The organism is Pseudomonas kielensis, from assembly GCF_030505375.1.
Classification (GTDB): Bacteria; Pseudomonadota; Gammaproteobacteria; order Pseudomonadales; family Pseudomonadaceae; genus Aquipseudomonas; species Aquipseudomonas kielensis.
The window spans coordinates 3,843,858-3,856,191 of record NZ_CP130043.1; the positions used below are offsets into that span (position 1 = coordinate 3,843,858).

Genomic DNA, 12,334 nt, shown 5'->3' on the forward strand with positions numbered 1-12,334 from the left:
CAGGAGGGTTGTTGAGGAGTAATTAAAGTTATTGTTTTAGTTAGGTGAGCGCGAACGGGATGGTCATCCAACAATGGCCGGAACTAAAAAATGGTTCTTCACGGATTACCGGGAAAGACGCTCTTGATCTTCATGAAAAAGAACTCGCTATCCCGGTAACCGTACGCCATTCGCTTGATGACCTTTATTCGATTATTTATTCCTTCCAACTGACCGGTGTGCATCGGCCAGCGAACCCGGCTGACGATGCCCCGCCAGTAAGTCTTTAGCCGTTTGGCGAACTGGATCAGTGCCGGTATTTCGCTTTCATGCGCATGGCGCAGCCATTGCTTCCAGGCCGATCGCCAACCCCAAGCGGTGCTCGGCGTCCAAAGCGTTTTGAGTTCAGTCTTCATCAAATAGACCTTCATCAACGCGTGGTTGGCCGCCAGCAGATCCTCCAAGCGGACCTGTTGCTCCGGTGTTTTCAGGTTCTGCGGGTTGCGCAGGAGCAGCCAACGCGCCTGCTTGATGACCTGTCGGGCCGGCTTGTCATGACGCAGTCGATTGGCTTCGTCGACGCGAACCCGATCAATCACCTCTCGGCCATACTTGGCCACCACATGGAAGAGGTCGTAGACCACTCGCGCGTTGGGACAGTGCTGACGAACCTCCAGGTCAAAAGCGGTGTTCATGTCCATTGCCACCGCTTCGATTCGGGCGCACCCCTCTGGCCCCAGTTCTTCGAAAAACGGCCTGACCGCCGCCCGGCTGCGGCCTTCGCCGATCCACAGCACTCGTCGTGTATCCGCATCCAGCACCACACTGGCGTAACGATGCCCCTTGAACAGGGCGAACTCGTCCATCACCAGACGCCGTGGTTGCGCCTTCGGCAGATCGCTCAATGCCGCTTGCAAGGCACGACGCTCCAGCAACCGAACGGTGTCCCAATGCAGCCCAAACATCTGCGCCACGTGCAGCGTGGGAAGGCGTTCACAGGCTTGAATGACCGCCTCTGCCAGACGCCGCGTCATGCGGGCATAGCGATCCAGCCAACTGACGGCCTCCATGCGTTTACCGCAGTCGCGGCAACCAACGCGTCGGAGCAAAACGCTCAGGCGCACCGCAAGACCGAGAATGGGCAAATCACGAATGACTCGCTCGCAATACTCATGCGTGGTTGAGCAGGGTTTTTGGCACCCGCCACAGGAAGGGAATCGGGTGGCGTGGGGTGTCAGATCGATCTGGAGGGCGTCACCATCAGGCTTGATCGTGACGACAGAAAAGCCCTCCCAAAAAGGAAGGAAAGTATTAATATCACGCATAAGAACGCCGGTTTGTTAGATGTGTTTGCTCGCACGAACATCATCAATCAAATCGGCGTTCTTGTTTCTGTGTTTCCCGGGATTCCGTGAAGAACCTAAAAAATACCCAACATTGAAGCATGCTGGGTATTTTCGTTATTGTCTGAATGTGAAGCGATGTGTTTGATCAAAGCAGAGCTTTTTGTCTTTCTCTTCCGACCGTCAGTAAACTTGCATACAAGATGCAAGGTCTTTCCGCCCATTGCCCCTTTATCGAGAATATGAGAGGAGGTGGGCGGTTGATTTGAACACCTCAGAGTTTTCACGTTATTAGGCGTCAAGGTTTTCAAGAGTTCAAAAAAACTCTTTACCCAGCAACCGTGCCAGCCCCAACTTCATAGGTGTCTGTTCGGGGAGCTGAAATCTTTCAAGCAGCCGCTGGTTGTTAGCCCGCGAGTGGCGAATATCTCCAGAGCGCGCGGGGCCATAACTCACTGGTGGCAGTCCTCCTAGTACCTCGGACAATGTTTCCAGCATTTGCTTGAGTGTGGTGGCTTGATTCATTCCGACGTTGATTGCGCCCACTTCGACCTGCGGTGCTTCGATGGCCTGCACCAATACTTTTACCAGGTCTTCGACATAAACAAAGTCTCGGGTTTGTTCGCCGTCGCCGAAGACGGTAATCGGCAGACCTTTCTGTGCCCGTTCGCTGAAGATGCTAATCACCCCCGAGTACGGTGAAGAGGGGTCCTGGCGAGGGCCGAAGATGTTGAAAAAACGGAACATGACTGGCTCAAGGGCGTGCTGGCGGCGGTAGAAGTCGAAGTAATACTCGCTCGCTAGCTTGTCCGAGGCATAGGGTGTTAATGGCGCCTTAGGCGTCTCCTCGTCGATAGCTTGGCCTTCTCCATTGTTACCATATACCGCGGCACTCGAGGCAAATACCACGCGTTTGACGTCTGCCAGGCGCATGGCTTCGCAGACGTTCAAGCTACCGATGAAATTGCTCTGGTGTGTGCGTACTGGATCATCCACTGAGGCTTGGACTGAAGCTACCGCGGCTAAATGCACAACCGCCCGACAACCGATCATGACCTGTGCAACCAAGGCAGCGTTGGCGACATCGCCTTCGACGAATTCGACGAGAGGGTTTTCTTGCGGCAAGTTGCTGCGCTTTCCGGTGGACAAGTCATCGAGAACGCGCACTGCATAGCCCTTGGCCAGCAAAGCATCGGTCAGATGGGAGCCAATAAAACCGGCTCCGCCGGTGATTAAAATAGGGGCATTAGCCATGATGGTAAACCTATCAAATGATGTCGGGGTTTTGTGCCGTGAGCACAGCGGGTGCCCTGATATGCGCAGTTTTGCAGGCGAAGCCAGATACAGAGGCTCTTGGGTGGTGTGGGGCGGTAGTATTTTCTAATGCACAGCCAATGTAAGTGTCCCATAACGACGCTACGCAATCGAGTTGTGTTTGTGCTCTGGTAGTCGTCGTACGTTTGTTTTCCCAGGTTCAGGTCGATGGGTACCAGCGCTATGCTGACGCGCCGGTAGAGTTGAGTTTCACTCGCTTTGTACCTTTAAAAACGTTTGCAGCAGTGCGTACGGTTTGGCACTGCCCGAGGTCGCTTTGATTTGAGTGTCTCTGCTGGGCTGAGACACTCAAATCAGCGGGGGGCATCAAAATTAAGTCTACCGGTTTGCTCCCAGGAAAAAACGCAACGAAGAGTTGCGACAACATTGTGGCGACTCAGCCCCATTGAGCATGACCATCTACCCTGGGATGTGTTTAAGGTTTGATGGGCGGAGTTGCTGACTACTGCGGATCAAGACGATTACGCGCGCGTTCGCCAGTTGCTGCGCGAAACCGTCAGCGGCTATACCCCGGACGGGGAAATTGTCGACTGGATCTACCAGCAACGCCGCCTTGAGCCCTGATGCTACATACTCTGCAACGCACACATTTTTGACAGAAGCCCGCCATGACCTAGGTTTGGGAGGCAGCTTTGGAAAAGCTGCTTCTCTCTCAACGAAGTCATGGAGCGTCACTTATGCGTACAGGCTACTTCCACTCTCTGGTTTTCGCCCTGTTGACCAGTGCCTCAGTTGCAGCAATCGCTGCTCCTGCCCCTAAACTCGAAACCGTTCCAGCGCCTGCAACGATGCCAGTGGCATCTTCAGAAATGGCGGCCAAGGTCGATCTGAACAAAGCCGATGTGGCCACCTTGCAGCGCGACCTCTCCGGGATCGGCGAGGCCAAAGCCAAGGCTATTGTTGCGTACCGTGACAGCAATGGCTCGTTCGCCTCGGTGGATGAGTTGTTGGAGGTCAAGGGCATTGGCAAGACGCTCCTGGACAAGAATCGCGACCGGCTGGAAGTGAACTGATACCCGAGCGCCCGCACTGAGGCCGGTCATTGACCGGCCTTTTTTGTTTGTGGGATTGAGTACCGGCAGGTAGGGGAGGGTTTTTTGCTCACAGTCGAGCAGCGCCTGCGCTCCGATCCCAGCATCAGCCTGCTCCTGAACAACGCCGGGGTGGCGGCGGAGGGCCTCTTGGCGAGTGCCGACCAGGACCAACTGGAGCGAATGATTCAACTCAATGTGGTGGCCGTGACACGTTTGGCCTCGGCAGCCGCGGCGAGTTTCTCGGCGGCGGGTTACGGGGCAATTATCAACCTGGCATCGGTGGTCGCGCTGATCCCCGAGCGCTTCAAAGCCACCTACAGTGCGAGCAAGGCCTACGTGTTGAGCCTGAGCCAATCGCTCAACGCCGAGCTCGGTGGCAGCGGGGTGCGGGTCCAGCCCGTGTTGCCCGGGGTGACGCGTACCGAAATCTGGGAATGTTGCGCAATCGACCCAAGCGCCCTCCCGGCAGAGAGGGTCATGGACGCTGGAGAGAGGGTTGACGCTGCCTTGTCGGGTTTCGACCAAGGGGAATTGATCAGCATTCCTTCGCTACCTGATGCCGCAGACTGGGATGGGTTTGTTACCGCGCGTCACGCATTGGCGCCGAACCTGTCGAAATACGTCGCCGCCGCACGTTACAAGTAGGGCAGGTTTACTCCACCAGCTTGTTCAGATGCTCACGCGTGACGTCGAGAATCCGCTGGGCCAACTCCGGGCTTTCGACGCTGCGCGACAGCAGGAGGGCGCCGACCAGGGTCGACATGATGATCAGGCTCTTATCCGCCGCATCCTCACTGCCCAAGGCTTGCTCAACCTGCTGCAGACGAGCATTGAGCACGACATCGCTGGTAGGGCTGGCCTGTCCGCGCAAGCCCAGTTCCGACGACATGGTGGGCAGGGGGCAACCCTCATGGGGAGAGGTCTTGTGCCATTCGGACAAGTAGGTGTCGATAAAGGTCTGGAGGGGGCGCTCTTGCGCGAACAGTGCCGCACAAAGCTCACTGACTTCCTCGCCCGCTGCTTGCAGGGCCTTTTCGACCAGTTCGTCCTTGGATTTGAAGTGTGAGTAGAAACCGCCATGGGTCAGGCCCAGGGCCTTCATCAGGGGTTGCAGGCCAGTGGCACCGATTCCGTCGCGGCGAAAGCGTGCGGCTGCTTCCTTGATGATGCGCTGATGGGTCTGGGCTTTATGGTCCTGCGAGTAGCGCATTCTTAATCTCCACGGCAATGCGCCATATTAACCAAGCTAAATGGAATGGTGACTGTACTTCTATTTCTAAAAAACATGCAGATGGGGCCAGACTCCCTTATTGGCGATAAGAAGCTGGCATGAATAGTGATTACTCATTCCCGGAAGATTGTTCAACAATCCTGAGGTGATGAGTATGAGTGATGGATTGTCCCTGGCTGACCACATCACATTGGAGCTGCGCGCCGATATCATTGGCGGGCGCTTGCTGCCGGGAAAAGCGTTGACAGAGGCGGACCTGGTACTGGCCTACAACGCCTCGCGCAATACTATTCGCGAAGCCTTGCACCGCCTGGGGCAGGAAGGCCTGACCCGCTACGTGCGGCACAAAGGGGTCATGGTTCGCCAGCCCGGCGCCGATCAGGTACGCGACCTGTTCCAGGTGCGGCGCACCCTGGAGTTGCAGGCAATCGCCGCCAGCCGGCCGCTGCGCGAGCAACAATCGGACTCCATGCGCGAGGCCATCGAGGCCACGCAGTTGGCCCGTGATCGGGAAGACTGGCTAGCCGTCGGTACCCACAGCCTGCGTTTTCACCAACGGATTGTCGGGTTGCTGGGCAGTCCGTTGTTCGACGAGTTCTTCACCACCGTCGTCGCGCAGTTGCGCCTGGTTTTCAGCGCTGCGCCCGATGAATCCAGATTCCAGGCGCCGTGGCTGGCGCGCGACCGAATGATTTACCAACACCTGATCGAGAACGACCGTCCGGCCGCTCTCGAAGCCTTGAGCACTTACCTGGACGACTCCGAGCAGCAACTGCTCGAGGTATTCAACCCTGGCTCGCGCCACTGATCGAGGAATCACGCCATGTACAAAGACTATCCAGCGGCCTACCAGGTCAGTAAGGGTTCGGCCTTGCAGGTCGATACCGCGTTTTACCAGCGAATCCGCGACACCCCGGATGGCCGCACGCTGATCGAGCAGTTCGAGGTGCCCATTCGTACCGGTCGCGCCTGGCATGTTCCCGCCGGCCATGTGTTTCGGGTGACCACGCCGGTGGGACCGCAGGTGGGGGATTTTAACGTCTGGAATGCCAACGATCCGCGCGAGCGCTTATGGGCGGCCCGGACCCGGCAGTTGCAGGGGGCCCATGTCAGCACCCATGACCGACTCTGGTCAAACCTGCCATTTCTCAGGCCACTGGTGACCATCACCGACGATAGCCTGGCCGACTACGGGATCGACGAACACGGCGGCCGCCTGCATGACTTGCTGGGCACGCGCTGTGATCCCTACGTGAACAAAATGCTCACCGGCGAAGACTTTCACCATCACTGTCATTCCAACCTGACCCGTGCGGTGCTGCCCCATGGCCTGACCGAGTTCGACGTGCATGACGTGCTGAACATCTTCCAGTGCACAGGCCTGAACCACGATGACCTGTATTTCATGAAAGCCTGTCCGGCTCGCAAAGGCGACTACCTGGAATTTTTTGCCGAGATCGATCTGTTGTGCGCGTTGTCGACGTGCCCGGGCGGGGATTTGTCGCTGGCGATGTGGGGGCCGGATGCCCAGGACCCGTTGAGTGTTTGCCGGCCACTGGGGGTGGAAATCTATCGGCTGGACGATGAGTTGCTGCAAGGCTGGAGTCAGCCTGAACGGGCGGCGTACAAAGGCTTGCACGGGCTGCATATCGCCAAGGCCGACTGGCAGGAGTAGGGCGGGGCTGGCCGGGATGCACAATGGCAACATCCCGGCCGGCGCCAGGGTCAACGATCCTGAGCGTCCTTGGCGTCCATTTCCGCGTTACGTTCAGCCACGCGTTTACGTTGCTCGTCGGTCAATTCGACCTTGTTCGCGGTGTCGCGCAACATCATCAGACCACCGACGATCGATCCGATCGCAACCACCAGAATCAACCAGGCATACCAGGGCATAGGGCTCTCCTTAAGGGCAGGCATCGAGGCGAACGGTTTCGCGACAATGTCGTGCATATCCACTTTGAGTCACAACGATTCTCCGTGGTTCCATTCTAGGCCTGTTGCGCCAGGATCACCTGATCTACATCCGCTCGGCGCAGCGAGCGGGTTTCAATCGAAGACCTGGGCGTCCTTGAACCAAGCGCCTGCCTGATCCTTGGCGGAGAGTTGCGGGGCATCAGCCAGTTGCCAGTCGATCGCCAGGTCCGGGTCGTCCCAACGAATACTGCGCTCGGCCGAAGGGGTGTAGTAGTCGGTGGTCTTGTAGAGAAACTCGGCGAACTCACTCAACACCACAAACCCGTGGGCGAAACCTTCCGGCACCCACAGCTGGCGATGATTGTCGGCGGACAAGCGTACCGCGACCCATTTTCCAAAGTGTGGCGAGCTGCGGCGAATATCCACGGCAACGTCCAGTACCTCACCTGCCGTTACCCGCACCAACTTGCCCTGGGTGTTTTCCAGCTGGTAATGCAGGCCGCGCAACACGCCCTGTTGTGAACGCGAGTGGTTGTCTTGAACGAACTGGGTGTTCAGGCCTGTCGCCTGGGCAAAAGCCTTCGCGTTGAAACTCTCGTAAAAGAACCCACGTTCGTCACCGAACACCTTCGGCTCGATAATCAGAACACCCGGCAGATCGGTGTTGACTACATTCATCATGTTCTCCAGCAATAGACGACGATGGTCGGCATTCTCGCCCGAAGTAGCCGTTTTGTGCGAGCGCAAATGCTGACGTTCGCTCAGGCATGGGTGTGCAAGCGTCGTCGCTGATCGAGCCCCGCCACGCCCCGTAAATCGGGCCCTGACACTCGCCAGAGCCCACTCTTTACGCTTTCTTTATGCCTCGCCATCCCCCCTGGTCTCGTTCCTTTACGCCCTCCTTGCCGACAATCACTGCACACGCGGCAACACGCCGTAACTCGGAGAAATTCAATGAACATTCTGGACGGGGTGTCCCTGCTGCTGGCGGTGGGACTGTTCATTTATCTATTGGTCGCGTTGTTGCGCGCGGACCGGAGCTAGGAGCGGCTATGCACAGTTATGACTATTGGCTGATCCTGGCCTTTTTCGCCCTGGTGCTGATTCCTGCACCGTTCCTGGGACGCTTCTACTACAAGGTCATGGAGGGCCAGCGTACTTGGTTGTCGCCGGTCCTGGGGCCCGTGGAGCGTGGCTGTTATCGTCTCGCCGGGGTTGACCCCCACAGCGAGCAGAGCTGGCAGAAGTACACCCTGGCCTTGCTGGCGTTCAACCTCGCGGGCTTTTTGCTGTTGTTCACGATCCTGCTGTTGCAGAACTACCTGCCGCTCAATCCGCAGAATCTGCCGGGGCAGGAATGGACCCAGGCGTTCAATACCGCCGTCAGCTTCATGACCAACACCAACTGGCAGTCCTATAGCGGTGAAGCGACCCTCAGCTACCTGAGCCAGATGGTCGGCCTGACCGTGCAGAACTTTGTCAGCGCCGCCACCGGCCTGGCCGTGCTGGTTGCCTTGTGCCGCGGTATCGGACGCAAGTCGGCCCACACCCTGGGCAACTTCTGGGTCGACATGACCCGCGCCACGCTCTACGGCCTGCTCCCGCTGTGCCTGCTGCTGGCGCTGTTCCTGGTCTGGCAGGGCGTGCCGCAAACTTTCGCCCAGTACGTGAGTGCGCTGACCCTGCAAGGCGTCGACCAGGTCATCCCCCTGGGGCCGGCCGCCAGCCAGATCGCGATCAAGCAACTGGGGACCAACGGCGGTGGTTTCTTTGGTGTCAACTCCGCGCACCCCTTCGAGAACCCCAGCGCCTGGAGCAACCTGTTTGAAGTCGGCTCAATCATTCTGATTCCGGCGGCACTGGTGTTCACCTTCGGCCATTACGTCAAGGACCTGCGCCAGAGCCGGGCGATCATCGCCTGCATGCTCGCGCTGTTCCTGATTGGCGGCAGCGTGTCGCTGTGGGCCGAATACCAGCCCAACCCGAGCCTGAACAATGCGGCCGTCGAACAAAGCGCGCCGCAAGAAGGCAAGGAAGCGCGTTTCGGTACCACCGCCACGGTGCTCTGGTCGGTGACCACCACGGCCGCGTCGAACGGCTCGGTGAACGGCATGCACGACAGCCTCAACCCGCTGAGCGGCATGGTCTCGATGATCAACATGATGGTCGGCGAAGTGATCTTCGGCGGCGTGGGTGCCGGCCTCTACGGCATGTTGCTCAACGTACTGATTGCGGTGTTCCTCGCCGGCCTGATGATCGGCCGGACCCCCGAATACCTGGGCAAGAAGTTGCAGGCCAAGGAAGTGCAGTTGCTGGTGGTGACCTTGCTGGTGATGCCGGTGGGTGTGCTGGTACTGGGTGCCCTGGCGGCCAGCCTGCCTGGCCCCATGGCCACCATCAGCAACCCGGGACCCCACGGCTTCAGCCAGTTGCTCTACGCCTACACCTCGGCCAGCGCCAACAACGGTTCGGCCTTCGCCGGCCTGGGTGCCAACACGCCGTTCCACAACCTGATGCTGGGCCTTGGCATGTTGATCGGACGCTTTGGCTACATCCTGCCCGTGCTGGCACTGGCCGGTAGCCTGGCGCAGAAAAAGGCCGCACCGATTGGCCAGAACAGCTTCCCGACCCATGGTCCGCTGTTCGTGACCCTGTTGACCGTGACCATTTTGCTGGTGGGTGGCCTGACATTCCTGCCGAGCCTGGCGCTGGGTCCGATTGCTGAACATTTGAGCCTGGGCTTCTGAGCCACTGTATAGGAGCTGGATGATGAATATGCCCGCAACCAAACCCGTGGCCGCCAAGGCCCCGGAGCAACCAAAAACCGCAATCTCGGCCCTGTGGCGGCCGGCGCTGGTGCAAGCCTTCGTCAAGCTCGACCCGCGCCAGCTCAAGCGCTCGCCAGTGATGCTGGTGGTCGAACTCACGGCGATCCTCACCACGGTCTTGTGCTTCATCCCGGACACTGCGGTGCCGACCTACGTCGCCGCGCAAATTGCCCTGTGGCTGTGGTTCACCGTGCTGTTCGCCAACTTTGCCGAAGCCCTGGCCGAAGGTCGTGGCAAGGCCCGCGCCGACAGCCTCAAGGCTGGCAGTGAAGGCCTGAGTGCGCGACGCAAGAAGGCCGATGGCAGCTTTCAGGTAGTGCCCGCCGCCAACCTGCGCAAAGGCGATGTGGTGCGTGTCGAGGCCGGGGAAATGATCCCGGGGGACGGTGAGGTGATCGAAGGCATCGCCGCCGTCAACGAGGCGGCGATTACCGGTGAGTCCGCCCCGGTGATCCGCGAATCCGGGGGTGATCGCTCGGCGGTCACCGGCAACACCCGGCTGGTGTCCGACTGGCTGCTGGTGCGCATCACCGCTAACCCCGGTGAGTCGACACTGGACCGGATGATCGCCCTGGTCGAAGGCGCCAAGCGCCAGAAAACCCCGAACGAAGTGGCGCTGGATATCCTGCTCATCGGCCTGACCATGATTTTCCTGGTGGTGGTCGTGACCTTGCAGCCTTTTGCCCACTTCGCCAATGGCAACCTGCCGCTGGTGTTCCTGGTGGCGCTGCTGGTGACGCTGATTCCCACCACCATCGGTGGCTTGCTGTCGGCCATCGGGATTGCCGGCATGGACCGCCTGGTGCGGCTCAACGTGATCGCCAAGTCCGGCCGTGCCGTGGAAGCGGCGGGTGACGTGCATGTGCTGTTGCTGGACAAGACCGGCACCATCACCTTCGGCAACCGGCGTTGCGCGGCCATCTATGCGGCGCCTGGGGTCAGCGCCAAGGAACTGGCCGAAGGGGCGTTGTTCGCCTCGCTGGCGGACGACACGGCCGAAGGCAAATCGATCGTCGAGTACCTGCGCGGACTTTATCCACAGCCTGAGCCTGCCGCCGAAGCAGTGACCGGCGTGCCATTCAGCGCCGAAACCCGGTTGTCCGGGGTCGATTATCAAGGACGCGTCTACCGCAAGGGCGCGGTGGATTCACTGCTGGCCTTTGTCGGTCAGGAGCGTGCCGACCTGCTGCCACCGATGTCGCGGGAAATCGACAAGATCGCCCAGAGCGGCGGCACGCCGTTGCTGGTCTGCGCCGACGGTCGGCTGCTGGGTGCGATTCACCTCAAGGACGTGGTCAAGCCCGGGATTCGCGAGCGTTTTGCCGAACTGCGCAAGCTGGGGATCCGCACCGTCATGGTGACCGGTGACAACCCGCTGACCGCGGCGGCGATTGCTGCGGAGGCAGGCGTCGATGATGTGCTGGCCGAAGCCACGCCGGAGAAAAAGCTGGCGCGCATCCGTCAGGAACAGAACGACGGCCGTCTGGTGGCCATGTGTGGTGACGGCGCCAACGACGCCCCGGCCCTGGCCCAGGCTGACGTTGGCATGGCGATGAACGACGGCACCCAGGCGGCACGTGAAGCGGCCAACATGGTCGACCTCGACAGCGACCCGACCAAGTTGCTGGACGTGGTGCAGATCGGCAAGGAGTTGCTGGTGACGCGCGGGGCGCTGACCACCTTTTCCATCGCCAACGACGTGGCCAAGTATTTCGCCATCCTGCCGGCACTGTTCGCGGCGATTTATCCACAGCTTGGGGTGCTCAACATCATGCACCTGAGCAGCCCGCAGAGCGCGATTCTCTCGGCCATCGTTTTCAACGCCTTGATCATCGTTGCGTTGATTCCACTGGCCTTGCGTGGGGTGCGGGTGCAGGCCGCCAGCGCCGCCCATCTGCTGCGCCGCAACCTGCTGATCTACGGCGTGGGCGGGCTGGTGGTGCCATTCGTGGGCATCAAGTTGATCGACCTGCTGCTGACCGCCTTGCATCTGGTGTAACGGACCTGCGCCACGCCTGGTGCGTGGCGTTTTAACTGAATTGAGGGGTGTGACATGTCCACAATGATTCGCCCGGCCTTGAGCCTGCTAGTTCTGATGACTCTGATTACCGGCGTCGCTTATCCACTGGTGGTGACCGGCGTGGCCCAGGTCGCCTTCCCGGACCAGGCCAATGGCAGCCTGGTGCGTGATGCCGATGGCAAAGTGCGCGGCTCGTCGTTGATCGCCCAGGATTTCGTCGGTGATGCCTGGTTCCATCCACGGCCGTCGGCGGGGGCCTTTGCCACCGTTTCCAGCAGCGCCAGCAACCTGGCACCGAGCAACCCGGCGCTGGCTACGCGGGTCATCGATGAGGCCAACAAACTGTTGGTCCCCGGCCAGGGCCCGGTGCCATTGGCGTTGCTGACCACTTCCGGCAGCGGCCTCGATCCGCACTTGCCTCCGGACGCGATTGCCTATCAACTGGCGCGGGTTGCCGCTGCGCGAAATGTGCCGGTGGCGACGTTGCGCCAATTGCTCAACGCGCATATCGAACGGCCGCTGGTAGGCCCACCGGTGGTCAATGTGCTGCAATTGAACCGGGCGCTTGAGCAGTTGCCGTTGTAGGCGCTGTCGGGCCTGCGCGGACAAACCGAGCGACACCCCCCAATCACCTGAATGAAGAGCCTCCC

The 12,334-nt window shown here is 59.7% G+C and carries 13 protein-coding genes and 2 pseudogenes; 10 read left to right on the top strand and 5 right to left on the bottom strand.

Features of this window, described 5'->3' with window-relative positions:
* Positions 1 to 98: 98 nt before the first annotated feature.
* Complete coding sequence (locus Q1W70_RS18000) at positions 99 to 1,250, bottom strand: ISL3 family transposase (RefSeq protein WP_302098901.1); 1,152 nt, start codon at positions 1,248 to 1,250, stop codon at positions 99 to 101.
* Here Q1W70_RS18000 and Q1W70_RS18005 point away from each other — a divergent pair.
* Positions 1,173 to 1,394, top strand: coding sequence for a hypothetical protein (locus Q1W70_RS18005; protein WP_302098923.1), 222 nt, complete (start codon positions 1,173 to 1,175; stop codon positions 1,392 to 1,394). The two genes, Q1W70_RS18000 and Q1W70_RS18005, sit on opposite strands and share 78 nt — an antisense overlap.
* Before the next feature lie 243 nt (positions 1,395 to 1,637).
* Here Q1W70_RS18005 and Q1W70_RS18010 read toward each other — a convergent pair whose 3' ends face one another.
* Positions 1,638 to 2,576: an NAD-dependent epimerase/dehydratase family protein gene (locus Q1W70_RS18010; RefSeq protein ID WP_159997332.1), complete on the bottom strand. Its 939-nt coding sequence runs from the start codon at positions 2,574 to 2,576 to the stop codon at positions 1,638 to 1,640.
* Positions 2,577 to 2,956: 380 nt separating this feature from the next.
* On the opposite strand from Q1W70_RS18010, the pseudogene Q1W70_RS27340 reads away from it, so the two are divergent.
* From Q1W70_RS27340 to Q1W70_RS18025, 3 genes and pseudogenes are all read left to right on the top strand, one after another.
* A pseudogene (locus Q1W70_RS27340) lies at positions 2,957 to 3,221 on the top strand (polysaccharide biosynthesis protein); the annotation flags it as partial.
* A gap of 113 nt (positions 3,222 to 3,334) precedes the next feature.
* Positions 3,335 to 3,670, top strand: a complete 336-nt coding sequence (locus Q1W70_RS18020; protein ID WP_166590120.1) for a ComEA family DNA-binding protein — start codon at positions 3,335 to 3,337, stop codon at positions 3,668 to 3,670.
* 84 nt (positions 3,671 to 3,754) lie between these two features.
* A pseudogene (locus Q1W70_RS18025) lies at positions 3,755 to 4,336 on the top strand (SDR family NAD(P)-dependent oxidoreductase); the annotation flags it as partial.
* 7 nt (positions 4,337 to 4,343) lie between these two features.
* Here Q1W70_RS18025 and Q1W70_RS18030 read toward each other — a convergent pair.
* Positions 4,344 to 4,901, bottom strand: coding sequence for a TetR/AcrR family transcriptional regulator (locus Q1W70_RS18030; RefSeq protein ID WP_166590121.1), 558 nt, complete (start codon positions 4,899 to 4,901; stop codon positions 4,344 to 4,346).
* A gap of 175 nt (positions 4,902 to 5,076) precedes the next feature.
* Here Q1W70_RS18030 and Q1W70_RS18035 point away from each other — a divergent pair, with 175 nt between their 5' ends.
* Together Q1W70_RS18035 and Q1W70_RS18040 are read left to right on the top strand one after the other, a co-directional pair.
* On the top strand, positions 5,077 to 5,730 hold the full coding sequence (locus Q1W70_RS18035; protein WP_302097676.1) for a GntR family transcriptional regulator: 654 nt from the start codon (positions 5,077 to 5,079) through the stop codon (positions 5,728 to 5,730).
* Positions 5,731 to 5,745: 15 nt separating this feature from the next.
* On the top strand, positions 5,746 to 6,597 hold the full coding sequence (locus tag Q1W70_RS18040) for an urea carboxylase-associated family protein (protein ID WP_166590123.1): 852 nt from the start codon (positions 5,746 to 5,748) through the stop codon (positions 6,595 to 6,597).
* 50 nt (positions 6,598 to 6,647) lie between these two features.
* Here Q1W70_RS18040 and Q1W70_RS18045 read toward each other — a convergent pair whose 3' ends face one another.
* On the bottom strand, positions 6,648 to 6,815 hold the full coding sequence (locus Q1W70_RS18045; RefSeq protein ID WP_071554261.1) for a DUF2897 family protein: 168 nt from the start codon (positions 6,813 to 6,815) through the stop codon (positions 6,648 to 6,650).
* Positions 6,816 to 6,968: 153 nt separating this feature from the next.
* Positions 6,969 to 7,514 (bottom strand): dTDP-4-dehydrorhamnose 3,5-epimerase, encoded by a 546-nt coding sequence (rfbC, locus tag Q1W70_RS18050; protein WP_166590124.1) that lies wholly within the window; start codon positions 7,512 to 7,514, stop codon positions 6,969 to 6,971.
* Between the two features lie 276 nt (positions 7,515 to 7,790).
* Here rfbC and kdpF point away from each other — a divergent pair, with 276 nt between their 5' ends.
* From kdpF to kdpC, 4 genes are read left to right on the top strand one after another with little or no spacing between them, the layout of a single operon-like run.
* Entirely contained in the window at positions 7,791 to 7,880 is a 90-nt protein-coding gene (gene kdpF / locus Q1W70_RS18055) for a K(+)-transporting ATPase subunit F (protein ID WP_095168066.1), read from the top strand.
* Between the two features lie 8 nt (positions 7,881 to 7,888).
* Entirely contained in the window at positions 7,889 to 9,583 is a 1,695-nt protein-coding gene (gene kdpA / locus Q1W70_RS18060) for a potassium-transporting ATPase subunit KdpA (RefSeq protein WP_185818853.1), read from the top strand.
* A gap of 22 nt (positions 9,584 to 9,605) precedes the next feature.
* Positions 9,606 to 11,663, top strand: coding sequence for a potassium-transporting ATPase subunit KdpB (gene kdpB, locus Q1W70_RS18065; RefSeq protein ID WP_166590126.1), 2,058 nt, complete (start codon positions 9,606 to 9,608; stop codon positions 11,661 to 11,663).
* Between the two features lie 54 nt (positions 11,664 to 11,717).
* Positions 11,718 to 12,269, top strand: a complete 552-nt coding sequence (gene kdpC / locus Q1W70_RS18070; RefSeq protein ID WP_166590127.1) for a potassium-transporting ATPase subunit KdpC — start codon at positions 11,718 to 11,720, stop codon at positions 12,267 to 12,269.
* Positions 12,270 to 12,334: the final 65 nt, after the last annotated feature.